This is a genomic window from Frigoribacterium sp. CFBP 13707 (genome assembly GCF_014842245.1).
GTDB lineage: Bacteria > Actinomycetota > Actinomycetes > Actinomycetales > Microbacteriaceae > Frigoribacterium > Frigoribacterium endophyticum.
Window position 1 is genome coordinate 610,716 of record NZ_JACYVL010000001.1, and the last position, 25,396, is coordinate 636,111.

General features: G+C 75.3%; 15 protein-coding genes and 1 riboswitch. Of the genes, 8 read left to right on the forward strand and 7 right to left on the reverse strand.

The window, feature by feature from the left end:
• Positions 1 to 47: 47 nt before the first annotated feature.
• Positions 48 to 133: riboswitch (ZMP/ZTP riboswitch) on the reverse strand.
• A gap of 77 nt (positions 134 to 210) precedes the next feature.
• From clpS to IFT45_RS02765, 3 genes are all read left to right on the forward strand, one after another.
• A complete protein-coding gene (gene clpS / locus IFT45_RS02755) occupies positions 211 to 513 on the forward strand; it encodes an ATP-dependent Clp protease adapter ClpS (protein WP_056057109.1) in 303 nt (100 codons plus the stop codon).
• Positions 510 to 974: a DUF2017 domain-containing protein gene (locus IFT45_RS02760; protein ID WP_371810857.1), complete on the forward strand. Its 465-nt coding sequence runs from the start codon at positions 510 to 512 to the stop codon at positions 972 to 974. The genes clpS and IFT45_RS02760 overlap by 4 nt, the downstream gene beginning before the upstream one ends.
• 117 nt (positions 975 to 1,091) lie before the next feature.
• Entirely contained in the window at positions 1,092 to 3,146 is a 2,055-nt protein-coding gene (locus IFT45_RS02765) for a protein kinase (RefSeq protein WP_192126562.1), read from the forward strand.
• A gap of 61 nt (positions 3,147 to 3,207) precedes the next feature.
• Here IFT45_RS02765 and IFT45_RS02770 read toward each other — a convergent pair whose 3' ends face one another.
• The 3 genes from IFT45_RS02770 to IFT45_RS02780 all read right to left on the reverse strand — a co-directional run bounded on the left by IFT45_RS02770 (position 3,208) and on the right by IFT45_RS02780 (position 11,912).
• Positions 3,208 to 7,536 carry an FtsK/SpoIIIE domain-containing protein gene (locus IFT45_RS02770; RefSeq protein ID WP_192126564.1) on the reverse strand — a complete coding sequence of 1,443 codons (4,329 nt, stop codon included), beginning with the start codon at positions 7,534 to 7,536 and terminating at the stop codon, positions 3,208 to 3,210.
• Between the two features lie 93 nt (positions 7,537 to 7,629).
• A complete protein-coding gene (locus IFT45_RS02775; protein ID WP_192126566.1) occupies positions 7,630 to 9,057 on the reverse strand; it encodes a hypothetical protein in 1,428 nt (475 codons plus the stop codon).
• Positions 9,054 to 11,912, reverse strand: coding sequence for a hypothetical protein (locus IFT45_RS02780; RefSeq protein WP_192126568.1), 2,859 nt, complete (start codon positions 11,910 to 11,912; stop codon positions 9,054 to 9,056). The genes IFT45_RS02775 and IFT45_RS02780 overlap by 4 nt, the downstream gene beginning before the upstream one ends.
• Before the next feature lie 206 nt (positions 11,913 to 12,118).
• On the opposite strand from IFT45_RS02780, the gene IFT45_RS02785 reads away from it, so the two are divergent.
• The 3 genes from IFT45_RS02785 (at position 12,119) to IFT45_RS02795 (ending at position 18,264) form a co-directional block, all read left to right on the forward strand.
• Positions 12,119 to 12,400 carry a hypothetical protein gene (locus IFT45_RS02785; protein WP_056057119.1) on the forward strand — a complete coding sequence of 94 codons (282 nt, stop codon included), beginning with the start codon at positions 12,119 to 12,121 and terminating at the stop codon, positions 12,398 to 12,400.
• A 42-nt stretch (positions 12,401 to 12,442) separates the two neighbouring features.
• Positions 12,443 to 17,872 (forward strand): DUF6531 domain-containing protein, encoded by a 5,430-nt coding sequence (locus tag IFT45_RS02790; RefSeq protein ID WP_192126570.1) that lies wholly within the window; start codon positions 12,443 to 12,445, stop codon positions 17,870 to 17,872.
• The gene (locus IFT45_RS02795; RefSeq protein ID WP_192126572.1) at positions 17,869 to 18,264 is read left to right on the forward strand and encodes a hypothetical protein; all 396 of its coding nucleotides are present in this window, start codon (positions 17,869 to 17,871) and stop codon (positions 18,262 to 18,264) included. Before IFT45_RS02790 ends, IFT45_RS02795 begins: the two co-directional genes overlap by 4 nt.
• 278 nt (positions 18,265 to 18,542) lie before the next feature.
• Here IFT45_RS02795 and IFT45_RS02800 read toward each other — a convergent pair whose 3' ends face one another.
• Together IFT45_RS02800 and IFT45_RS02805 are read right to left on the reverse strand one after the other, a co-directional pair.
• Complete coding sequence (locus IFT45_RS02800; RefSeq protein WP_192126574.1) at positions 18,543 to 19,109, reverse strand: hypothetical protein; 567 nt, start codon at positions 19,107 to 19,109, stop codon at positions 18,543 to 18,545.
• A 108-nt stretch (positions 19,110 to 19,217) separates the two neighbouring features.
• Positions 19,218 to 19,400: a PspC domain-containing protein gene (locus IFT45_RS02805; RefSeq protein WP_056059034.1), complete on the reverse strand. Its 183-nt coding sequence runs from the start codon at positions 19,398 to 19,400 to the stop codon at positions 19,218 to 19,220.
• Positions 19,401 to 19,553: 153 nt separating this feature from the next.
• Between IFT45_RS02805 and IFT45_RS02810 the strand changes: the two genes are divergently transcribed.
• Entirely contained in the window at positions 19,554 to 21,245 is a 1,692-nt protein-coding gene (locus IFT45_RS02810) for an ABC-F family ATP-binding cassette domain-containing protein (protein WP_192126576.1), read from the forward strand.
• Positions 21,242 to 22,528, forward strand: a complete 1,287-nt coding sequence (locus tag IFT45_RS17690) for an SGNH/GDSL hydrolase family protein (protein ID WP_192126577.1) — start codon at positions 21,242 to 21,244, stop codon at positions 22,526 to 22,528. Before IFT45_RS02810 ends, IFT45_RS17690 begins: the two co-directional genes overlap by 4 nt.
• 99 nt (positions 22,529 to 22,627) lie before the next feature.
• Here IFT45_RS17690 and IFT45_RS02820 read toward each other — a convergent pair whose 3' ends face one another.
• Positions 22,628 to 23,269, reverse strand: a complete 642-nt coding sequence (locus IFT45_RS02820; RefSeq protein ID WP_192126579.1) for a hypothetical protein — start codon at positions 23,267 to 23,269, stop codon at positions 22,628 to 22,630.
• 478 nt (positions 23,270 to 23,747) lie between these two features.
• Positions 23,748 to 25,064, reverse strand: a complete 1,317-nt coding sequence (locus tag IFT45_RS02825; RefSeq protein ID WP_192126581.1) for an MFS transporter — start codon at positions 25,062 to 25,064, stop codon at positions 23,748 to 23,750.
• Positions 25,065 to 25,396: the final 332 nt, after the last annotated feature.

A 25,396-nucleotide genomic window follows, 5' to 3' on the forward strand; every position in this document is an offset into this window, starting at 1 on the left:
CACGGTCACGGGACGAGGGCGGCACGAGGTGCCGGTTCTTCAGGTGGCGTGGTGGCCCAGGCGTACGGCCACGTACCGTGTGTGCGTCGCTCCCCGATGGTCGACCATCTGAACGCCAGTCGCGACCCGTCGAGCATACCTCCGCGGGCAGGGGCGCGGGAGGCGCGGAGGCGGTCGTGCGGACCGCCGCGGCGTGGCACGCTGGGGGGCGTGACGCAGACCCTGGACGACACGCGCGTCGGCACCGAGACCGACCCGCGCCTCCTCGTCGCGCCCGACCGCCCGTGGGTCACGCTGGTCTGGGACGACCCGGTCAACCTGATGTCGTACGTGAGCTACGTCTTCCGCAGCTACTTCGGCTACTCGGCCCGCGAGTCGGAGCGGCTGATGATGCAGGTGCACACCACCGGCAGGGCCGTCGTCGCCACCGGCCCGCGCGAGGAGATGGAGCGGCACGTCGAGGCGATGCACGACTTCGGCCTCTGGGCGACCGTCTCGAAGGCCGACGAGTGATCCCCTTCCGTCGCGGCCGGGACGGCATGGAGCTGACGCTGCCCGACCACGAACGTGCCCTGCTGGCCGACCTCGTCGCGCAGCTCGTGACCGTGCTCGAGGGCGGCGACCCCGGCGACCCGGCCATGGCGCGCCTCCTGCCCTCCGCGTACCCGGACGACGAGGAGGCGGCGGCCGAGTTCCGCAGGTTCACCGCCGACGACCTGACCGCCCGCAAGGTCGCGAACGCCCGACGGGTGCTCGACGACCTCGGCCCGCCGCCGACCTCGCGGCTCGACGAGGCCGGGCAGCAGTCGTGGCTGCGCACCCTGACCGACCTGCGGCTGGTGCTCGGCAGCCGACTCGGCGTGACCGACGGAGGGCCGGCGCCGACCGACGACCCGGCCGCCCTCGTGATGAACGACGTCTTCGACTGGCTCGGCTACCTGCAGGAGAGCCTCGTGCAGGCGCTGACGCGCTGACCCCCGCTCGGGGTCGGCCACGGCACCGTCTCGGGCCTGCCGACGAGGGGGCGTCGCCGTAGGATGGGCCCCGGGGCGACGGCGGGGGCCCCGCCGTCCGAGGGGGAAGGGGGAGACGTGGCGCAGTCGCGATCCGGCGAGGCCCTGGGGGCGTCGTACCGCCTCGTCGAGCTGATCGGCTCGGGAGCGGCGGGCGAGGTGTGGCGCGCCACGGTCGCTCCGCACGACGACCAGGTCGCCGCCAAGCTGCTGAAGCCCGAGCACGCCGCCGACCCCGGGCTCGTCGAGCGATTCGTGCGCGAGCGCTCGGTGCTCGTCTCGCTGCGGCACCCCGGCATCGTCCGCGTTCGCGACCTCGTGGTCGAGGGCGACCGGCTCGCCATCGTCATGGACCTCGTGCCCGGCGGCTCGGTCGGCGACCTGCTCGAGCAGTCCGGCCCGCTGCCCGCCCGCGACGCCCTGACCATCGCGGCCGAGGTGCTCGACGCTCTCGCCGCCGCCCACCAGCGCGACGTCTCGCACCGCGACGTGAAGCCCGACAACGTGCTGCTCGCCGAGCCCTGGCACCCGGGGCTCGCGGGCGCCGTGCGCGTCAGCGACTTCGGCATCGCCTCCGTCGTCGGCGAACAGGACCGCCGCACGACCGGCCTCCTCGGCACCCCGCAGTACATGGCGCCCGAGCTCATCAGCAACGGGCGCTCGGGGCCCGCCGGCGACGTCTACGCGACCGGCGTCATGCTCTACCAGCTGCTCGCGGGGCGCACGCCGTTCGCCGGTCCGGGCACCGACTTCACCGTCGCCTACCGCCACGTCACCTCGACTCCCCCGCGGCTCGACCTGCCGGGCGACGTCTGGGCGGCGATCGACGGCCTGCTCGCCAAGGACCCGTCTGCGCGCCCCGCCGCGGCCGTGGCCGCCGAGCGCCTGCGCCGCCTCGCCGCCGCCCACGCCGACCTGCCCGCGCTGGCCGCCGTCGAGGCGCCCGAGGGCTTCGACGAGATCGAGCGTCCGGCGACGATCGTGCGCGGCGCCGCGGCCCCGGGAGGCGGCGCCTCCGACGGGTCGACCGCCGAGCTCGAGAGCGCGCTCGCCCACGGCACCGACGTCGCACCCGAGGTGCAGGAGGCGCGGCCCGACCTGGGCACGGACGGCTCGGCCACCGTGGTGCGGCCGCTGCGACGCCCCGTCGCCGAGCCGGCCACGGTCGTCGACGCTCCCCCGCCCACGCGGCTCGAGCGCGTCCGTCAGCTCGCCGGGTCGCGACCCGGCTGGCTCACCGGACGCGTCGCGGCCCTCGGCGGCGTCGGCGTGCTGCTCGTCGTCGCGCTGGTCGTGGGCCTCGTCGTGCTCGTGCCGTCCGGGATGGGCGGCGAGGCGTCCGCGCCCGCCACGGCCAGCGCCTCGGCGAACCAGCAGGACCAGGCGCTGCCGACCGGCCTCGGGGTCTCGCGCGACGCCTCCTCGGACACCGCCGCCGGCACGGTGACCCTGGCGATCACCTGGTCGGCGCAGGCCGCACCCCTCTCGGGCCCGCTGCTCGAGGTCGTGCCGGGGCTCGACTCCGACGCCGCGTGCCCGCCCGTGCGGTGGAGCTCCACCGAGGGGCCCGTCTCGGCGACCCGCAACCAGCCGTCGCTGACGGGCGTCTCGGCACCGTGCGGCTGGACGGTGTCGGGCGTCGAGGTGCCCGCCGGCGGCTCGGTCGAGGTCGAGGCGACGTTCCCCCTCGCCGTGGCGGACGCCGCGGCGCTCGACGAGTGGCTGGACGCCGCGGCGACCGCGACCAGCGAGGCCGTCGGGTCGGACCGCGTGAGCGGCACGGCGTACCCGGTGCAGCGCCTCCGCGACGTCGTCGTGACGACCCCGTCGCGCACCGTCAGCCAGACGGCCCTGCCGGTCACCCTGGTGCCCGTCTGGCCGAGCGGCCCCGACGAGCTGAACCCGCTCTACACGAGCCCCAGCACGGGCACGCCCTCGCAGATGCTGCAGGACGTCGCCGGCGGCGAGGCGGGCGTGCGCTTCGCCGACGGGTGCTCCGGGGCCCTGGCGGTCTCGACCGACGGCCTCGTCGTGACGGCGCTGTCGATCGCCCCGCAGTGCGTGCTCCGGGCCACCGTGGGCAACTTCACGGCCCTCGAGAGCTCGACGTTCGGCATCACCGCCCGCGACTGACCCGCGGAGAGCCGCCGGCCGGCAGTGGTCTGCAGACCGCCGCCCGCCCGCACTCCGAGGATCAGGCGCTCGGGCTGATGGTCTGCACGAGCCGCACCGCGCCTCCCACGCAGGCGTAGCCGCGCCCGCGGCTGAGCGCGACCGGCGCGCGCCGCGGCAGGGTGGCGCCGAGCAGGTCGCCGTCGTAGTCGACGTCGGGCTGCAGCAGCACGCCGCAGCGGGCCTTGCGGACCGTCTTCGTCCAGTGGCTGTAGAGGGTGCGCAGGTCGGCGGACCGGCCCGCGGCGACCACCGTCACCGGCGTGCGGCTCGCGAGCAGCGACGCGATCGACTGGTCGGCGTCGTCGAACCGCTCGGCGTCGTCGATCAGCAGCACGACCGGGCCGCGCTCCAGCCGCAGCGACGCGAGCAGCGCCGGGATCTCGTCGACGCCCACGGCGACGCGGTCGAGCCCGGCCGTCGCGAGGGGCGAGCGCCGGTCGCCGATGCCCCAGACCGCGGGACGGTCACCGGGCAGGGCGCGGATCGACTCGGCGAGGGCGCAGAGCAACGTCGACTTGCCCGACCGGGCGGGCCCGGCGATCATCACGTGCTCGCCCTCGTAGACCTCGAGCTGCGCGGGGGTCAGGTCGTCCTCGCCGATGCCGATCGGCAGCAGCCACGGCTCGCCCGTGAGCACGGGCGCGAGGTCGAGCTCGTCGACGCGGACGTCGTCGGGCAGCTGGCCGATGGCGTTGGCCTTCGGCGGCATGCCGGCCCAGGCCCCTCGCACCTGTGCCACGGCCGCGGCCAGGTCGCCCTCGGGCGTCGCGACGTGCATCTGCAGCCCCGTGACGGTGTCGACGCAGCGACCGGGCACCGCGGCCGGGACGCTCTTGCCCCGGATGCCGTAGGAGGCGTAGTCGTACTGGTCGGCGAGGCGGTACAGCCACTTCTGCGTCGTGACCTCGTCCATCGCCGACGGCACCGCCTTGGCACGGGTCGTCGACACGGCGAACGAGAGGCCGAGGCCGGGGCCGTCGGCGTAGACGCGGTAGAGCAGGTCGAGCAGCTGCTGCCCCTCGTAGTCCTGGTACTCGTCGCGGAGGGCGGCCAGGCCGTCCAGCAGGACGACCGCGCGCCTCCCCGTCCCCGGCGACGCCCGACGCACCTCGAGCTCGGTGCGCAGGTGCCGCAGGAACCGCGCCTGCTGCTCCTTGGCCCCCGTGCCCGAGCCGACGTACGCGACGGTGTGCGGCAGGTCGGCGAGCGGCGCGAGGCCGCGCGAGCCCATGTCGAGCACGTAGAGGTCGAGGTCGTCGGGCGAGGTCTCGCGGGCCATCGTCAGCGCGATGCTCGAGAGGGTCGTGCTCGTGCCGCTGCCGACGATGCCGAGCAGCATGAGGTTGCCCTCGTCGAGCCGCCAGCCGGCGGGGCTCTGCCGCTGCAGGTCGGGCTCGTCGGCGAGGGCCACGGCGACGAGGTCGCCCCGGACGCCGCCCACGACGGGCACGGCGGGCTCAGCGGGCAGGGCGGGCACGGCGGGGGCGGCGTCGGCTGCGGCCGCGACCGCGTCGTCGGTCTCGGGCCCGACCGCCTCGGCGAAGCCCTCCAGCGCGACCCGCTCGCCCAGCGCCTCCGGCCAGACCTGCCGCGGCGGCGCGATGCCGGCGTCGGCGTTCGCCTGCACGACCGCGTCGATCAGCACGTCGAGGTCGGCGGCGTCGTTCGCCGTGGCCCGAGGAGGCGCGGGAGCGGCCACCGGCACGCCGAACGCCCCGATCTCGCGAACGTCGACGGCGCCCGCGGCGACCTCCTGCGCGCGGCCCGTGACGAGGGCGGTCTGCACGGGGGTGATGTCGTCCTGGCCGAGCTTCACGTAGGCGCGGCCGGTCTGCGCACGCCCGATGCCGGCGGCCGCGGGCACGCCGATGACGTTGCTCGAGTCCTCCCGGCTCTGCACGCGCAGCGCGACGCGGAGGTTGGTGTTGGCGAGGATGTCCTCGTTGACGACGCCGGCGGGGCGCTGCGTCGCGAGGATCATGTGCACGCCGAGCGTCCGGCCCACGGCCGCGACGCTGACGAGCGACGACAGGACGTCGGGGAAGTCCTTGGCGAGCATCGCGAACTCGTCGACCACCAGCAGGAGGCGCGGCATGGGCTCCGCCGGACCGGTGCGGAGGTACGCGTCGAGGTTGTCGACGTCGTCCCCCGCCTCGGCGAAGACGCGCTGACGGCGCTCCATCTCGGCCTCGAGCGCCCGCAGCGCCCGGTCGGCGAGCTGCTCGTCGAGGTTGCTGATGGTGCCGATGGTGTGCGGCAGGCGCTCGCAGGCCTTGAAGGCCGCGCCTCCCTTGAAGTCGATCAGCACGAAGGTGAGGCGGGTCGGGTCGTTGCGCGCCGCGAGCCCGGCGACGAGCGAGCGGAGGAACTCGCTCTTGCCCGAGCCGGTGGTGCCGCCGACGAGGCCGTGCGGGCCGTCCTCGACCAGGTCGAGCGTGAGCACGCCCGTCTCGGCGGAGCCGATGGGCGTCGAGACGCCGGTGTCGGCCGCCCACATCGCGCGGATCGCCTGGGCGTCGAGGGCCTGGTGGCCGAGCAGCTCGGGGAGGCGCACCAGCGACGGCAGGGAAGCGCCGGGCACGATCAGCTCGGGGTCGTCGAAGTGCGCGAGGTGGCGGGCGCACTCCTCGGCGGCCTCGAGGGTGACGCCCGCGAGCACGACGTCGTCGACGCGGGCGCGGTCCTCCGGGCGGTGCACGGTCGCGGCCGCGTCGTCGCCGACGACGATGACGCTGGTGCAGGCGGCCGGGAGCTGCTCCTCGGAGGTCGCGATGACGATGCCGCTGACGCGGTGCGGCCGCTCGCCCGGGCGGAGGCTGACGCCGGGCACGCTCCGGCCGTGGCCGAGCAGGGCGCGGGCCGGGGCGTCGCGACCCTCGGTGAGCACCTCGGAGTCGAGCACGACGAGCAGGGCCGGGGTGGGCATCTCGTCGACGGTCTCGCGGAGGCCACGGAGCACGGAGGCGCTCGCCTCGCGCTGCGCCGACATCCACCGCTCGCCCGTGCTGCTGCCCGCGCGGCGGGTGTGCGGCAGCCAGGAGGCCCACTCCCAGTCGGCCTCGCGGCCACGGTCGCAGAAGGTGCCGACCGTGAGGTCGGCGGGCCCGCAGTGCACGGCCGCCTGCACGAGGAGGCTGCGGGCGAGGGCGAGCGCCCCGGCCCGGTCGCCGACGATGCCGACCACGCCGGCGTCGCTGAGGTCCACGACGACGGGCGCGGCGGGCAGGAGGCCGGCCTCGAGCGCCTCCTTGACCTTCTCGTCGCGGCGGGAGACGCCGCGGTCGTCGACCTCGGGCTTCCAGGGCACGTCGCCGATGCCGCCGTGCAGGGCGAGGAAGTCGTCGTCGCCCGCGCGGCGCTGCCACAGCTGGGTCGTCGGCACGGCCGGGCGTCGCAGCACCGTGGCCGGGTCGGGGGCGAGCTCCTGACGGCGGCGCACCTCCTGGGCCGCAGCGTCCGCGATCTCGCGGCGGAACGCCTCCACGGCGGTCGCGAAGCGCTCCTCCTCCTCCTCGAGGTTCTTCCTGCGGCGGTGCTTCTGCTCGAAGTACATGCCGATGGCCATCACCGGGCTGAGCAGGGCGAAGAGCGCGAAGCGGGCGTCGCCGAGCAGCAGCACCATGGCGCCGGCCAGCACGAGCGGCGCCACGACGGTGATGACGCTGAACTTCGAGGCCGGCGGCACGTCCTTGCGGGTGGGAGGCAGCACGGGCTCGATCTCGCCCACGCGGCCTGGGCGGGGCGGGCGGTTGAAGGGCGCCGTCGCGGCGGGTGTGAGGTTGTGCAGCGAGCCAGGAGCCGGCACGGGCGACTCGGGCAGGTCGGGGCGCACGATCAGCACCGCGCCGCCCACGATCACGGTGGTGCCCTCGGTGACGCGGACGCCCTCAGCGCCCACCTTCTCGCCGGCGACGACGGTGCCGTTGGTCGAGCCGGAGTCGCGGATCAGCACGCCGTCGTCGTCGAGCGCGACCGTACAGTGCTCCCAGGAGGCGCTGGCCGTCGGCAGCACGAGGTCGGCCTGCGGCGAGCGGCCGACGACGAGCGGGCGGGTGCGGGGCACCTCGACCACGCGCCCCACGGCGAGCCCGCCGGCGAGCGTGACGTTCCAGCCGGCGACGCGGGCCGGCCGCGTCGTGGCTGTGCGGGCGACGCGCGACCCCTCGAGCAGCACGAGCTCGCGCAGCGGCGTGCCGACCGACACGGCCGAGGCGTCGACGAACAGGTCGTCGTCGGGCCCGACGGAGCAGCCCGCGGCCTCGACCAGCTCGGCCAGGGTCGCGGAGCCGCGCCAGCGGTCGACCTCCACGCTGCGTCGCTGGTCGTCCAGCTCGATCACCACGCGCATGCGGGTCTCCCTCTCGTGCCGCGGGCCGAGCGGGGTCGGCCTCGTCGTCGGTGCGGGGGCGGCGGCGTGGACCACGACGCCGCCCGGGCGGTGCTAGTCGGTCGTCGGCCCGGCGAACCAGACCAGGCGGGCCACCCCGGCGTCGGCGGCCGGGCGGAGTCCGAGGGCCTGCGAGGAGGCGTGCAGCACCTCGACCTCGCCGGTGTCGGGCTCGTCGGCGCCGAAGTCGAGCGCCGGCCCGGCGATGCCGTCGGAGGCGACGAGCGAGAGCGAGCCGAGGGCCGCGGAGACCTCGGCCGGGTCGGAGCTGCCGGCCGCCGAGACGGCACGGACGAGCGCCAGGACGGCGTCGTGGCTGCGCGAGTCGGCCTGCGAGGCCACGGCCGAGAAGGGCTGGTCGCCCGTGAGGTTGACGGCGTCTCCGTCCCGGGCGAGCACGCGCACGCCGGCCAGGAAGGCCGACATCGTGCGGCCGGCGGCGTCGGAGCGGAGGGCCACGGCGTCGTCGGTCTGCACGCCCACGGTCGTGAGGTCGCCGGCCAGGCTGCCGCCGCGCTCGCTCAGCGCCGCGGTGAACGCCGGGCTCGTCGCCTCGGGCGTCAGCACGACCGGCACGGGCAGGTCGGCGGACTGGAGGGCGGCCACGAGGGCGGCCTGGCGCGTGGCCGAGCCGCTCAGCAGCACGGCGGTGGCGGGGACGGCGACGGCGGGGGGCGCCGCCTCCGCGGGGGCGTCGGGGTCGACGTCGGTCGACGGTGCCGCGCCGGCGAGCCGGGCGACCTCGTCGGCGACCGCGGTGTCGTCGCCGACTGCCGAGGCGACCAGGATGTCGGCCACGGCGACGCCGGCCGGGCTGCCGCCGCCGAGGTCGACGAGCAGCGTGTGCGTCGACCCGCCGAGCGCGGCCTGGAGGGCGGCGCCCGTGACGGCGGCGTCGGGCGCGGTCGACCAGGCTCCCTCGCCGGAGCCGCCGGGCACCTCCGCGTAGGGCAGCACGACGGACACGCCGGCCTCGCGGGCGGCGTCGACCGCGCCGGAGACGTGGCTGCCCGAGCTGGCGACGACGATGCCGGCGACGCCGTCGGCGACGAGCACCTCGACGGCCGCGCGGGCGCCCTCGGCGCTGCCGCCGTCGTCCTGCACGGAGAGCGACACGTCGCTGCCGCCGAGCTCGAGACGGCGCTCGGCGACGAGGCCGCCCTGGGCGGCTGCGGCCCACGCAGAGCCCTCGCCCTGCCCCAGCGTGATCACGACGCCGACGGTCGTGCCGTCGGGCACGTCGGAGGCGCGGACCGCCACGGGCACGGAGGCCGGCACCGGGTCGGCGACCGCACGCTGGTCGCCGCGCACGGCCACGACGACCGCGACGACGACGGCCGCGACGACCACCACGGCTCCCGCCGCGAGCAGGAGGCGGCGACGGGGGCGCCGCGGACGCGTCTCGTCGACGCCGGTCTGCTCGGCCCGCTCGGCCGCGGCCGTGCTGCGGGAGGAGGCGTCGGACGGGCTGGCGTGGCTCACTGGTCGGCTCCGATCCGGAAGGACCACAACGTGGTCGAGGTCGCGCCGGCCGGCACGTCGAGGTGGAACGCCGGCAGCGTGGCCGCGGCGTCGACCGACGCCGTGAACTGCGCCTGCTCGCGCATGATGCCCGCGACGTCCTCCGCGCGGATGTTGGCGTAGCCCGACGCGCTCTTCGAGGCGAGGGCCAGCTGGTAGTCGGCAGTGTCCGACTTCGCGGCGCTCGTGGCCATGGCCCCGAGGATGCCGGAGCCGTTCACCTGGCGGTCGCCGAGGTCGAGCATGACCGCGGCGAGGTCGGCCGTGAGCAGCGTGCGGGCACCGTCGACGTCGCGCGTCGAGGAGGCCGTGCTCTGGGCGATGCGCTCGAGGGTCGAGGCCGTCTGGGCGTCGACGGCCGTGGTGAGGGCCGCCGTCTGCTCGTCGATCGTGCCGCGCTGCTCCTCGATGGTCTCTCGGGCGTCGCCGACGACCACGTCCGACGTGGAGGTGAGGCCGGCGATCGAGCGGGTGAAGGCGTCGACGACCGAGGCCTGGCTGACGGCGCCCTGCTCGGCGACGACGCGCACCTGCTGGCCGACGAGGGCCTGGACCTGCTCGGCGACGTCCTCCGAGGTGTCGGCGAACGCCTCCTCGACCTGGTCGGCGAGGCCCTGCTGCTGGGTGCGGACGCGCTCCAGGCGGACGCCCAGGTCGGCCGTGTCGGCAGTGGTGACGGCAGCGGCCTCGCGGAGCTGCTCGACGGCGCCGTCGACCGAGCCGTCGCCCGCGGCGACCGCGCGACGGACGTCGGCCGCCGCGGCGGCCAGGTCGTCGCCCTGCTCGTCGAGGTCGGCGAGCACGAGGCCGAGGCCCTGCGTGTCGTCGTCGACGTCGGTGGTCGCGACCACGTCGTCCCAGGCTGCCAGCTGGTCGTCGAGGCGCTCGGCGAGGGAGGCGCGGTACGGGAAGGGTGCATCGAGCTGGGCCGGCGTCGGCGCGGGCTGCCCCGGCTCGACCTCCGTGCCCCCGTCGTCGGCGCAGCCCTCGGCGACCAGGTAGGAGCGGAGGCGCTCCACCTCGTCGCGGCTGATGCCGGGGCCCCCGCCGTCGTCCTGGACGACGTCGCAGAGCTCGGCGGCGACCTTCTCCGCCTGGGCGCGCATCGACCCGATCTGCTGCTCGTCGCCGATCTCGCGGCGGGCGCTCTCGGCGCGGTCGTGGAGGCCGTCGACCTGGTCGCGCAGCGTGCGGGTGCTGGTGCGCACCGACGTCACGGTGGCGTCGAGGGCGGTCAGGGCCGTGGCCACGGCCGAGTCGGACGGGTCGACGGCGAGGGCCTCGATCTGCGCGGAGAGGTCCACGAGGTCCGCCGTGACGTCGGCGTGACGGTCGAGGGCGGCGTCGGCGAGCTCGGGCTGGAGCGACTCGGCGAGCTCGTCGCCCTGGCCCACGAGGCCGACGAGTGCGAGGGTGACGAGCAGCGAGGAGCCGTAGAGCGAGCAGGTGAGCGACTGCTGCGTCGCGCAGATCTCGGCCGTGGGCTCGGCCGGGCCGACCGTCGATGCGAGCGACGCCGAGACCTCGTCGCGGCAGAGCGCGCTGGCCTGGGCGTAGGCGTCGAGCTGCGTCGCCATCTGCAGGAGGCTGCCGTAGACGCTGCCGGCCTGCTCGGGGGCGGGGACGACCGCGGCGCAGCCCTCGCCGTCGAGCGTCACGGCCGGCGCGGTCGCCGTCGTGTCGCCGAGCAGCGTGTCGACGCTCGTGACCGTCGTCTGCAGCTGGGAGAGGACCGTCGACTGCGTGGCGGTGACCGTCGCGCCGAGGTCGCTCTCGAGAGCGGTCAGCTGCCCGCTCAGGCCCTGCATGGTGCTCGCGAGGGAGGCGCTGCTGTCGCGGAGCTGCTCCGCCGTGCGGACGCCGAGGGTGTCGGAGGTGCTCTCGAGGTTGGTGCGCACCTCGGTGATCGTCTCGCCCGCGCGGCTCAGCACGAGGTCGACGTCGGAGACGAGGGCGATGGTGCGCTCCTGCAGCGCGAGCTCGCTGGTCGAGCTGTCGTCGAAGGCCGAGGCCAGCACGCCGTCGACGGAGAGGTCCGTGGAGAGCCCCGCCTGGGCGGCGAGGTCGAAGGTCGGCGATCGGAAGTCCGCGACGTCGGCGACGAGGTGCAGGGTCGTGCTGGCGCCCGAGCGGGGCGGGGCGAGCAGCGCGCCCCACTGGACGACGGCGTCGCCGCCGTCGTTCGTGCTGACGATGCCGTCGGTCGCCCCGGCGGCGCCGGAGGCGTCGGTGACGACCGAGCTCGGCGAGACGCCCTCGAGCACCGTCGAGGCCGCGAGGCTGAGGGGGGCGCCGACCAGCGCGGGGTCGGTGCGCGACGAGCCGGCGACGTCGTAGGTGAGCTCCTGCGGCGCCACCGTGAGGTTCTCGACGGTCAGGTCGATCTCGACCCGCCCGTCGAAGCCGTCGAGGTCGGCGAGGTCGGTGCCCGACCGGTCGCCGGCACGGTACGACGTGCTCACGCGGATCGGCAGGTCGTCGGCGACGTCGGCGGGCACGTGCTCGGTGCTGCTCGTCGAGGTCGTGCCGGTGGTGTCGTCGACGGAGACCGTCGTGCTGTCGACGGCCGTGATCGACCCGTCGCTCGACAGGGTGGTGGCGACCGACTGCAGGACGCGGGTGGGGTCGGTCACCTCGGGCGCGCCTCCCGTGCAGCCCGTCGCGACCACCGCGACCACGCCGACCACGGCGACCGCCGACAGTCCCCGGGCGCGGCGGAGCGCCCTCCCTCGTCGGGCGGAGCCGGTGCCCCGCGTCGTGCTCGTCTGCGCGTCGGAGCGCACGGCGACGCCCCCGTCGTTCGATCCCCAGGTCATGACGACCAGTCCCCTCGTGATGACGTTCCTCCGCCCAGAGTAGCCGGAGGCGGTGCACCGACAGATCGGTCGCACGCCCCCCGAAGGGGGACCGACGGATCGGTGCACGAGGGTGCATCCTCGACGAGACGAGGTAGTCTCGTCTCGTTCCGGCCCCGGGGGCGCGTCTCGCGCAGGGCCACACCACGATGAAGGGGTACATCACCATGTCTCGCGTTCTCTCCACCGAGCAGGCCAAGACGGCCATCCAGCAGCTGCAGTCGATCGTCAACGGCGGCTTCACCGACCAGATCACCCAGCTCGACGCCCAGGGCCGCATCCTCTCCGACGCCAACGTCTGGGACGGCCCCCTCGCCGCCACCTTCCGCGGCTCGACCTGGCCCGAGACCAAGGCCGCCCTCGACAAGGCCAAGACCGAGCTCGAGCAGCTCCGCACCCAGCTCGACAAGATCTCGCAGGACATCTTCACCGCCGGCGGCGGCGCGTAGCACCACCCGAGGTNTCCATCTGCACTCGGGGGAGAAGAGCACATGACCGATCCGTACGGCAACGAACCGCTGAAGTTCAGCTTCTGGGCGGCCGACAACCTGAAGTCGGCGTTCACGAACGCGGCGTCCGACGTCGAGGGGCAGACCGCCTCGCGCGCCTCCGCCGTCGAGACCGGCAAGCAGGAGTTCCGCGGGCTCTTCGCCGACCTCTTCGCCGAGAACGCGACCACGGCGGCGAGGGGCGCCGAGGGCCTGGTCGACAAGCTCCGCGAAGCTGCCGACTTCGTCGACCAGATCATGGAGTCGGCGAAGCGAGAGAACGCCCGCCGCAAGGAGGCGCGCGACTACACGCAGCGCCAGGCCGAGCGCAACGTGGTCGACCACGTCGTCGACGCCTTCACCGGCGGCGAGAAGGCCCCGACCACGAAGAAGGAGGACCAGCTCGTCCTCCGGGCGAGCTACACGCCGCCGCCCCGCGAGGTGCCCACGGGCGGGGGCGCGTCCGGCCCGACGTCGTCGGCCCTGCCGGCGAACCTGCGGTCGTTCTCCTCCTCGACGACGACGCTCGACGGCGAGCTCTCGTCGCGCCCCGGCACCCTGTCGTCCGCCCTCGACACCTTCTCGACGCAGTGCGACTGGGGCGAGTTCTCCGCCGACGGGCTCGTGCGCGCCCTCTCCGCCTGGCTCGACGACAACGCGAACGACGCCGCCTGGGCCACCACCGTCGCCGACAAGTTCGCGCAGGCCGGCGGCGAAGGGTCGGTGTCGACCCTCTCGAACGCCGCGATCGCCGCCTCGCTGCAGGCCGCCGGCATCGACCTCGGCCGCGACGACCTCGTCATCGAGCCACCGCAGGCCTACGGCGGAGCTCCGACGAACGGCTTCTCGGTCGACCCCGTCAACACCACCACCGGCAACTTCCTCGAGACCGAGGTCGACCTGCCGTTCGCGGGCGCCAGCACGACCCTGAGCGTCTCGCGCACCTACAACAGCCTCGACGGCACCGTCGGCCTCTTCGGGCCGGGCTGGTCGTCCGTCCTCGAGACGCGCCTGGAGCTCGACGACGAGGGCGCGACCTTCACGATGGGCGACGGCCGTCAGGTCGTCTTCCCGCGCCTCGGCGACGGCTGGGACCGCGCCGTCGGCGAGAACTGGTGGCTCGCCTCCGAGGGCAGCATGCTGGTCGTCCGCGACAACGCCGGCGCCCGCTGGGACTTCACCCCCTCGGGCACCTGGCTGGGGTCCGCCGGAGGCGCGGGCACGGCCGTGCAGGTCGCTCGCGGCTCCGACGACCTCCCGGCCCGCCTCACGCACGCCCGCGGCCGCTGGGTCGAGGTCGAGTACGTCGACGGCCGCGTCGCCGTGCTGCGCTCGTCGGACGGGCGCCGGGTCGAGCACTCGTACGACGAGGCCGGACGGCTGGTGGCCGCGACCACCGAGGCCGGCACCCGCCGCTACGGCTGGGACGACGCGGGGCTGATCACGACGGTGACCAGCGCCTCCGGCGTGGTCGAGGTGGTCAACTCGTACGACGACCGCCGACGCGTCGTCGAGCAGCTCACGCCCCACGGCCGCGCCGTGCGCTTCGCCTACCTGCGCGGCCGCGTCACGGTCGTCTCCGACCACGACGGCTCGCGCTCCGACACCTGGATCTCCGACGCCCGCGGCCGTCTCGTGGGCCTGCTCGACAGCTCCGACCAGCGCCAGTCGATGAGCTACGACGCCCACGGGAACCTCGTCTCGGTGATCGAGCGCGACGGCAGCGTGACCGTGCACGGGTACGACGAGCGCGGCCGCCGCGTGCGCACCGTCACGCCCGCCGGCGCCGACCTCACCTGGGGCTGGGACGACCACGACCGCGTCACCACCGTCGTCACCGAGTCGGGCGCCGTCGTGCAGTACGAGTACGCCGACGACGCCGATCGGGACCCCTCGACGATCGTCGACCCCGAGGGCGGGCGCACCGAGCTGGTCTGGCGCGACGGCCTGCTGCAGCAGGCCACCGACCCGACCGGCGTCGTGGTGCGCTGCCGCTACGACGAGCACGGCGACCTCGTCGAGACCGAGAACGCCCTCGGCGACGTCGCGCGCCTCGAGCGCGACCAGGCCGGGCGGCCCGTCGCCGCGGTGAGCCCGAGCGGCGCCCGCACGACCTTCCGCTACGACGCCGCGGGCATGCTCGTCTCGCGCCGCGACCCCGACGGCGCCACCTGGCGTTTCGAGAACGGCCCCGGCGGTCGCCGCACCGCCGTCGTGGACCCGCTGGGCGCCCGCACCGAGCTGAGCTACGCCGCGAACGGCGAGCTCGAGAGCACCACCGACGCCCTCGGCCGCGTCGTCACGCGCACGTTCGACGACCAGGCCGAGCTGGCCCGCGTCGTCCTCGCCGACGGCAGCGTGCAGTCGTTCACCTACGACGCCTTGTCTCGGCTGCGCACGGTCACCGACCCCACGGGGGGCGAGTGGACCCACGAGCACGACCTCGTGGGCGCGCTCACCGCCGTCGTCGACCCGACGGGGGTCAGGCAGGAGGCGCGGCGCGAGACCGCCGACGGCACGGCTACCCTGCGCGACGCGTTCAGCACCACGACCCTGCGCTTCGACGAGTTCGGGCGCCCGGTCTCGCAGACCTCCGCCGACGGCTCCGCCGAGCTGACGACCTACGACCGCTGCGGCCGCCCGGTCGAGCTCGTCGACGGCGAGGGCGGCCTCACGCGCCTCGAGCGCGACGCGGCCGGCCGCGTCGTCGCGGTCGTCTCCCCCGGCGGCGCCCGCACCTCGTACGAGTACGACGCATGCGGACGACCGGCCGCCAGCACCGACCCGCTCGGCGCCCGCACGACGCTGACCCACGACGCCGACTCCCGGGTCGTGGCCCGCACCCTGCCCACGGGCGAGGTCGAGCGCATCGCCTACGACGCCGTCGGGCGCGTCGTCTCGCGGCACGTGCCCGGCGCGGGCACCGCCCGCCTCGGCTACGACGCCGCCGGACGGCTGACCGCCAGCCAGGACACCCGCCACGGCCGGCGCCGCTTCCGCTACGACGCCGTCGGGCAGCTCGTCGAGGCCGTCGACGGCCTCGGCGGCGTGACCCGCTACGAGCACGACGAGCGGGGCCGCGTGGTCTCCGTCACCGACCCGCTGGGCGGCGTCACCCGCCGCGCGTTCGACGCCGCAGGCCGCCTCGTGAGCTCGACCGACCCGCTCGGCCGCACGACGACCACCGGCTGGGACGCCGCGGGCCGACGCGTGCTGCGTCGCGACCCCGACGGCCGCGAGACGCGGTGGAGCCACGACGCCGCCGGCCGCCCCGCCGCGATCACGGTCGACGGCCGCGAGACCGCGGCCCTCCACCTCGACCCCGCCACGCTCACCCTGCGCGTGGTCGACCGCTCGCGGGGCGAAGGCGTCGACGTCGAGCACGAGCTGGTCTTCGACCGGCGCGGGGCGCTCGTCCGCCGCGCGCGCGGCTCCGAGGCGATCACGTGGGAGCACGACGCCGACGGCCGCCTCGCCGCCCGCGTCGACCCCGACGGCACCCGCACCGAGTACCGCCGCGACGCCGCCGGCCGGGTCGTCTCCGTGTCTCACGCCGGGGTCGAGTCGACCCTGTCGCACGACGCCTCGGGACGCCTCGTCGGGTCGGTCGCGGGCGACGTGGCGCAGACCTGGCGCTACGACGACGGCGAGCTCGTCGAGCACGTCACGACCCGCCTCGACGGCGTGCGGAGCACGCTCGTCGAGCGCGACGACGACGGTCGCATCCGGCGCGTCGAGGGCGCCGACGGCGCTGTCGAGTACGAGTACGACGCGGCCTGCCAGCTGCGCTCGGTCCGCGCCTCCGGAGGTGCCCTCACCACCTGGGAGTACGACGCGGCCGGACGAGTCGTGAGCGAGTCGGCCGACGGTGCCGTGTCGCGCTCGACCTACGACGCGGCGGGCCAGCTCGTCTCGCGCGAGCTGCCCGACGGGCGCCGTCTCGACTACGTGCACGACGGCCTCGGCCGCCGCGTGCGGGAGATCGCCGACGACGGCTCGTACGTCGAGTACGCCTGGTCCGACCTCAGGTCGCTGGCCTCGGTCGTCGACCGCGACCCCGACGGCGCGGTCGTGCGCCGCACCGACCTCTGGGTCGATGCGCTGGGCGAGCTCGCCGCGATCGACGGCGTCGAGACCTGGTGGGACACCGCCAGCGCCGTCCCCGCCCTCGTCTCCGTCGGAGGCGCGTCGGTGTTCACCCTGCCGGGAGGCGCGACTCAGGTCGGCGACTACTGGCTCGGCCCGGCCTGGCGCGGCGTGCGGGCGACCGACGCGGGCGACCCCTGGGGCTCGGCCGACGCCTCCTCGGGGCTGGCGGGCCTGGAGCTGCCCGGAGGCGCGTCGCTGACCGCCACGGGCGGGCTGCAGATCGGCGGCCTCGAGTGGCTCGGCGCGCGGGTCTACGACCCGTCTGCCCGCGGGTTCCTCTCCGTCGACCCGCTCGCACCCGTCACGGGCGCGGCGTGGTCGGGCAACCCGTACTCGTACGCCGGCAACGACCCGATGCACGCCGTCGACCCGCTCGGGCTCCGGCCCGCGACCGACGCCGACATGAAGGCGTTCGCGACCGCGAACCAGGGCGCCTTCGCCGCCGCGGGCACGTGGTGGGACGAGAACTGGGAGTACGTCGCTGCGGGCGCCGCGATCGTCGGCGGCGTCGCGCTCATGTGCACCGGCGTCGGCGGGCCCGCCGGCATCGCCCTCATGGCGGCCTCGGGAGCCCTCCTCTCGGGCGGCATCTCGGTGGCGTCGCAGAAGGCCACGACCGGCGAGGTCGACTGGGCCAAGGCCGGCGTGGACACCCTGATCGGCGGGGTCATGGGAGGCGCGGGCGCCGCGGCCGGCGCCTGGGCGACCGGCAGCCAGGCAGCCCGGTCGGCCCTGGCCGTGTCGAACGGCATGAACCGCGTCGGCACCGCCGTCGGCGGCGCGGGGCAGCGTGCCCTCGCCACAGCCGGACAGGCGATCATGTCGGAGACCGGCAAGAAGGTGGTCGCGAACGGAGTCGTCGGTGCCGCAGGCAACTTCGGCACCTACGCGGCGACCACGGACGAGTGGCACTGGGACGAGGCTCTCGGGGCCGCCGGCAACGGCTTCGTCAGCGGCGGCACGGGAGCGTACGGCGGCCGCTTCACCGGCGAGCTCACCGGAGCGGCCGGGTTCCTGGCGAACGGTGCCGTCGGCGCCACCAGCAGCCTGCTCGGCGGAGGGGCCGAAGCCATCATCAGCAACGAGGGCTACCAGCCGGCCGACCTCCTCTGGAACGCGGGGAGCGGCTTCGTCCTGGGGCAGATGCCGGAGGCGGAGGGCACCCCGGGCACCGACCCCGGCTGGGGCATCCACTTCGGCAACGCCGGTGCCGGGCAGGTCGCCAGCTGGGGTGCGGACTCGATCCACGAGGTCGGCGTCGGCATTGGTATCTTGCCACGATGAGCAACGAGACAGCCAAGGGCAAGCCCCGGCGGGACCTGACGGACGACGAGATCGCGAAGGGCACGGTCGTGAACCGGTGGGTGCTCCGTGCCCTGGCCGCGGGCCTCGTCGCCTCGCTCGTCGTCGCCGCGGTGGTCGTGCTGAGGGTGCCCCTCGACACCACGATCGCCTACCGCGGGAACGGTCGCGACGTGGGCCTGCCCGTGCTGGCGCTGCTGCTCGTGCCGCTGATCTTCGTCATCGGGCTGTTCAAGTCACGCGGCCCGGATGCCGGCAAGGTCCCCGAGGCAGAACGCCAGTTCATCGTGGTCGGGTACCCGATCTTCATGCTGCTCGCCCTCGGCGGGCAGCTGTGGTTCGCGGCGTTGTTCTTCGACGCGGCAGGGGCCTGAGGCCGCGGCGGTGACCGCGGTGTCGACGGAGGAGGACCTCGAGGAAGGGCGCGTCGCCTACCTGTGGGGCAGCAGGGCGATCCTCGTGACGAGCCTGTTCCTCGCAGCTGGCTGCGGGGCAGGGGCCAGGACACGAAGGAACTGCCGCGAGCAGAGCGCTTCGTCATCGACATCGTCTACCCCGTCGTGCTGGCGGGGTTCATCTGGGCTCACCTCACGCTGGCGGCCGGGTTCCTCGCCGAGGGCCGCCAGCGGGCCTCGGCGAGGAGGCTGACGACTCAGCCCAGAGGCTCGTAGGGCAGGACGGTGCCGTCGCCGCAGCGCACGGAGTCCGAGGCGCCGGCGACCGAGAAGGTGATCTCCGGGGTCCAGTCGGACGCCTCGAAGTCGGCCAGCGTGCCCACGCTCTTGGGGTAGACCGCCGTCACGACGTCGCCGGAGGCCGTGGCGGCGTCGGGCACGTCCACGCCCTCGTCGTCGCCCACGGCCGCGGTGGCGGAGCGGAAGGCGCCGCCCACGAACTCGGACGACAGTAGCGCCTCGCCGTCGTCGCTGCCGAGGATGAGCTGGAAGGTCGCCTCCTCGGTGTCGCCGTCGACGGGCAGGCCCGTGAAGACGACCTCGTAGGAGTCGCTGGTCTCGGTCAGCTGGACGGTGCCGGTCACCGCGCCCTCGAGGTCGCAGGAGGCCTCGCCCGGCGTCGTCGCGGGAGTCGAGGTGCTCGCCTCGGGGCTGTCACCGCCGGCCGCCTCGTCGGACGAGCCCGCCGAGCAGCCCGCGAGCAGCACGCTCAGCAGCACCGCCCCGGTCGCTCCGATGGCCCGTGTGCTCGTCGTCGACGTCATGGTCGTCTCCCCCTCAGGTGGCGTGTGGCGCCCGGGTGGGGCCGCGTCGTCGACGCTAGCAGCCCGGCCACGGACCTGTCGGTCCGCCGGACGTCGCCCCGGGAGGGCTCAGCTCTCCTTGGGGAAGAGAACCCAGAGGACGACGTAGAGCAGCACCTGGGGGCCGGGGAGCAGCAGCGACGCGACGAAGATCACGCGCACGAGGAACGGGCTGAGGCCGAAGCGGTTCGCGAGGGCGGCGCAGACGCCCGCGATCATCTTGCCGCGGCGGGGACGAGTGAGGGTGGCCATGCGCTCAGCGTGCCAGTCGAGGCTGGGGCGTGCCCGAGCGCCGACGACGCCTCGGCCGCGGCTCGTCCCTCCCCAGGGCGTGCCCGTCCCCGGGAGCACGCCCGACCCGGCGCCGACCTCGGGGCTCGCCCTCCGGCCTGGGATGATGGGGGGATGAGCGCATCACTCGTGGCCAAGGGCCTCGCCGGCGGCCACGGGCACCGCACGCTGTTCGACGACCTCGACCTCACGGTCGCGCCCGGCGACGTCGTCGGCGTGGTGGGCGTGAACGGGGCCGGCAAGTCGACGCTGCTGCGCCTCCTCGCGGGCGTCGACGAGCCGCAGGCCGGCAGCGTCACCCTCAGCCCGGGCGACGCCTTCGTCGGCTGGCTGCCGCAGGAGCACGAGCGCGTGCCGGGCGAGACGGTCGCCGGGTACATCGGGCGCCGCACCGGCAGCACGCAGGCCACCGCCGAGATGGACGCCGCCGCCGCGGCCCTCGGCGAGGTCGACGCCGCCCCGCGCACCGACGGGCTCGACCCGGCCGACGTCTACTCGACGGCGCTCGACCGCTGGCTCGCGAGCGGGGCGGCCGACCTCGACGACCGCCTCCCCCAGGTGCTCGCCGACCTCGGGCTCGACAGCGACGGCGACGGCGCGGTCGGCCCCGCATCGCTGATGACCGCGCTGAGCGGCGGCCAGGCGGCCCGCGTCGGCCTCGCGGCCCTGCTGCTCAGCCGCTTCGACGTCGCCCTGCTCGACGAGCCCACCAACGACCTCGACCTCGACGGCCTCGAGCGGCTCGAGCGCTTCGTCGAGGGGCAGCGCGGCGGCATCGTGCTGGTCAGCCACGACCGCGAGTTCCTCGGCCGGTGCGTCACGAAGGTGCTCGAGCTCGACCTCGCCCAGTCGTCGAACCGGGTCTTCGGCGGCGGCTACGACTCGTACCTGGAAGAGCGCGAGACCGCGCGGCGTCACGCCCGCGAGGCCTACGACGAGTTCGCCGACAAGAAGGCCGACCTGGTCGGCCGGGCACGCACCCAGCGCGAGTGGTCGAGCCAGGGCGTCCGCAACGCGATGAAGAAGGCGCCCGACAACGACAAGATCCGTCGCAAGGCGTCCGCCGAGTCGAGCGAGAAGCAGGCGCAGAAGGTGCGCCAGATGGAGAGCCGCATCGCTCGGCTCGACGAGGTCGACGAGCCCCGCAAGGAGTGGCAGCTCGAGTTCACCATCGGCTCCGCACCGCGGTCGAGCGCGGTCGTGTCGACGCTCAGCGGCGCGGTGTTCCGCCAGGGCGACCCCGAGACGGGCGAGTTCGTGCTCGGGCCGGTGTCGCTGCAGGTGGCGGGCGGCGACCGCATCGGCATCACCGGGCCGAACGGCGCCGGCAAGTCGACGCTGCTGCGCGGCCTCCTCGGGCGGCAGGCGCCGACCGAGGGCGGCGCGAGCACCGGCACCAGCGTCGCCGTCGGCGAGATCGACCAGGCCCGCGCGCAGCTCGCCGGCACCGTGCCGCTCGCCGAGGCCTTCGAGGCGCTCGTGCCCGACTGGCCCCAGGCCGAGGTCCGCACGCTGCTCGCGAAGTTCGGGCTCAAGGCCGACCACGTCTCTCGCCCGGTCGACGAGCTCTCGCCCGGCGAGCGCACCCGCGCGGGCCTCGCCCTGCTGCAGGCCCGCGGCGTCAACGTGCTCGTGCTCGACGAGCCCACCAACCACCTCGACCTCGCGGCCATCGAGCAGCTCGAGCAGGCGCTCGAGACGTACGAGGGCACGCTCCTCCTCGTGACCCACGACCGCCGGATGCTCGAGACGGTCCGCCTCGACCGGCACTGGCTGGTCGAGGGCGGCAGGGTGACCGAGTCGTGAGGGCCGCACCGCGACTCCTCTCGCGCCTCGGCGTCGTCGCGGGCCTGGGGCTGCTCGGCCTCGGGCTGACGGCGTGCACCACGGGCGAGACGGCGCCCGCCGCGGAGACGTCGGGCTCGGCGAGCTCCCCCGCGCCGAGCGCGACGGGCCCGTCGGGCGCCTCCGGCTCCTCCTCGGCCGACGCCTGGGCGACCTGGGACGCCGCCCTGGCCGACGTCGACGTCGAGCCGGCCCGCTGGCTCGCCGTGGGCGACTCGATCACCGAGGGGCAGGGCGCCTCGTCGCTCGGCACCCGCTGGGTCGACCTCACGCGGGACGGGCTGCGGGCGGCGCACCCGGTCGAGGGAGTCGCGGGCGGGGTCGGCTACCGCCCGGCCGCCTTCGCGACGTACGGCCCCGACTCTCCCTGGGCGCAGTGGGCCACCGCCCGTGACGGCCGCACCACGGCGGTCGCCGACGTCGCCGACCTGGGGCACCGCGCCGTCGAGCTCGACCCGGGCTCCAGCCTCCGGTACGACACCGTCGGCACCGACCTCGACCTCTGGTGGACGCCGGGCGAGGGGGCGTTCTCGTACCGCGTCGACGCGCAGGCGGAGGTGGTGGTCGACACGGCCTCGGGAGCCTCAGGCGGCTCGAGCGGCTCGGACGGCTCGAGCGGCTCGGACGCCTCGGACGCCTCCGGCACGGTCGGCGTGACCGAGGTCACGGGGCTCGCCGCCGGGCCGCACGTCGTCACGATCTCGGTCGCCGACGACGCCCCGGCGAGCGTGGTGCTGCAGGGCCTGGCCCAGTTCGACGGAGACCGCGGGCGCGGCCTCACCCTGTACGACTCGGCACGCTCGGGCGCGACGGTGTCGACGTTCACCGACGACCTCGACGGGTTCCTCGCCGCGGCCGGGGCGGCGCAGCCCGACCTCGTGACGATCACGCTGGGCGCCAACGACGCCGTGACGACGAGCCCCGACGACCTCGCGGCCGGCTACACCACGCTGATCGAGGGGCTGCAGGGCCTCGACTCCGCCCCGTCGGTGCTGGTCGTGGACGAGTTCACGCCGGCGCTCAGCGTCGCCTCGGCGTGGAACGGATCCGCCGCCGACTACCGGAGCGCCGTCGAGGAGGTCGCCCGCCAGACGGGCTCCGCGCACGTGACGATCGACGACGCCCTGGCCGGGTCGGGGGTCGCCGACCTCGGCTCGCTGCTGTCGGCCGACGGGCTGCACCCGAACGACGCGGGGCAGCGTGTGCTGGCCGACTACCTGACGGCGACGCTCGCGCGGGGCTGAGCACTCGTCACCGGTCACCAGAGGGGGACCACGACCTCGCCAGGGGACCGGGCCGCGGCGCGGTGCCCGGGCGGGGTCGTGGTCCCGTCGGCTGCCCGGCTAGTCGAGCAGGGCGTACGTCAGCGCGAGGGTGTCGTCGGTCGAGAGCGGCTCGTCGCCCTCGCCGGCGGCGGTCGAGCCGACGATGACGAGGCCGTGCGGCGTGATGACGCTCGCCTGCGTGGTGGGCACGTCGGCCTGGTCGATCGTCGACACGAACGCCCGTCCGCCCACCGCCGAGGCGAGGCCGTCGTCGACGGACTCGGTGCCCTCGGACGCGGTGATCTGCGAGACCTGCTCGTCGATGGCCGCGGCGTCGAGCTCCTGCGCGCTCGCGAGGGCGATGATCGCCGAGCCCTCCTGGGGCTCGACGCCCGGCGTCGACCAGATGCACTGCACGCTGGAGGCGCTGGTGCTGCCGCCCTCCTGCAGCTCGAGGCCGTCGATCGAGCCGCCGAGCGCGGTGCCGACCTCGTCGCACGAGGCGAAGGAGGTGAGCGTGCCGCTCTCGGGAGCCTCGGCCTCCAGGGCCGAGCCGCCGGAGCCGCTGCCGCTGCCGCTGCCGTCGCTGCCCGCGCTGCTGCCGCCGCTCGCGTCGCCCGAGTCGTCGCCGCCGGCCGTGCAGCCGGTGAGCAGCAGGCCGAGCGCGAGGGCCCCGGTGGTGAGGGCGGTCAGCGCTGCCCTCGAAGTCGTCGTGGTCATGGGTCCCCCTGCTGTCGCCGGCGACGCTCGTCGTCGCCGGACCGGGCCACCCTACGCGGCGGGGCGACCGCCCGGCCCTGGCCGCGGAGCGCGCCCGGCCGGACGGCTCCCGGCGACGGCGGGTACCGTCGACCGCCCACGACCACCACGAAGGAGACCCTCATGGCCTCGTTGCTCCGCCGCCTCGCCCCCCTGCTCATCCCGATCATCATCCGCCAGGTCCAGAAGCGCACCGGCAAGGGCGGCTCGACCGGCAAGGGCGGCAGCACGCGCCGTCGCTGACCGACGCCACGGGCGACCCGTCACCTGAGGGAGGCGCGGTGCCGGCACCGGAGCGGGGTCGCGTCGAGCGCGACCCGCCCTCGGTCCCGGCACCGCGCCTCCGTCGTGTCCGGCCGCGCGTCCGTCGTGTCCGGCACCGCTACTCCGTCGTGTACCGGCACCGCGCCTCCGTCGTCCGGGGTGGACCCGGAGTGCGTCAGCGCGGCGAGCGCCGCATCAGGACGGCGTCGGTGACGAGCACGACGACGAGCATCACCGCGGCGACGACGACGTAGAGCAGCGGGAGCACGTCGAGACCGGCTCCGTCGAGCACGAGGGCGCCCATCAGGGCACCGCCGCCGATGCCGGCGTTGAAGCCGGTCGTGTAGAACGCGCTCGCGATGTCGCGGAGGCGTGACGGGGCGACCTGCAGCATCTTCGTCTGGAACAGCGGCGGCAGCGCGCCGAACGTCACGCCCCAGACGACGAACGCGACGAGCGACGGGCCGGGCTGCCCCTCCAGCGCCACCATCGCGAGCACGGCGACGACGACCACGGCCATGCCGACCGGGATGGTGATGCGCGGGCGCTTGCCGAGGAACCAGCCGACGAGCAGCAGGCCGACGCCGCCCGCGATGCCGAACGCGAACAGCGCGAGGCTGAGCTGCGACTCCTCGATGCCGGTCGAGCGCACCAGGTACGGCGCGATGTAGGTGAAGAACGAGTAGTGGCCGACCATGAAGACGGCGGTCACGACGCAGCTGAAGACGATGCCGAGCACCGACGGCGCGGGCATCCGGCGGCGTGCCGTGGTCGTCGCCGACGGCGTGGTCGCGGAGGCGGAGGCGGAGGCGGAGGCTGCGGCCGTCGAGTCGGCCGCGTCGATGGTCGGCACCGCCCCGGTGACGGTGCTCGGGTCGGGGGCGGGCACCGGCGGCAGCAGCCGCCAGACGAGCAGCGCGCCGAGCGCCATGGCTCCCGCGAGCACGCCGAACGCCGCGCGCCAGCCGAGGGCCTGGCCGAGCGCGGTGCCGAGCGGCACGCCCAGCACGAAGGCGAGGGTGCCGCCGCTCATGGCGACGGCGAGCGCGCGGCCCACCTGCTCACGGGGCACGAGGTGCGCCGCGTAGGCGCCGCCGATCGCCCAGAACATGCCGTGGGCGAGGCCGCCGAGGATGCGCGACGCCACGACCAGCTCGTAGCTCGGCGCGACCGCGGTGAGCGCGGCGCTCACGGCGAGCACGGCGATCAGGCCGACGACGAGCAGGTGCCGCGGCAGGCGGCGCGTGAGGTGCGTGAGGGTCGTGCTGGTGAGCACGACCGTGAACGCGAAGACGCTGACGAGCAGGCCGATGGCCGACTCGGTCACGCCGAGCTCGCTGCTCATCTCGGGCAGCAGCCCGGTCGGCAGCATCTCCCCGGAGATGGAGAGGAAGGTCGCGACGGCGAGCGCGAGCAGGCCGGCGAGGGGGAAGCGGGTGGAGCGTCCGTCACCGGCCGGGAGGCGCGGGGGACGCGGAGGTGCGAGGGTCATGGAGGGTCTCGGTCAGTCGGCGGGCGCCGTTCTCTCGACCCGTGGTGCACGGGGAGGATGGTGATCCCGACTGCGCGCTGTCGTGCACGCCCGGGGCCGCGCGTGACGCACGACCACCGTCGAGGGTACGCGACGCGGCCGCGAGGCGCCAGGGCGTGGGGCGGGCGGGCGGGCGGGCGCTTGGCGCTCGGCGCTCGGCGCTCGGCGCTCGGGGCTCGGGCGCGGCGGCGTGCGTGCGTGCGGCAGGCACGGGTGCGGCGGGTGCGTTCCCCGGGGCGGGGCGGGCGGAGGAAGACGCGAGTGATCCGGGGATCGGCCCCGCGCCTCCCGCC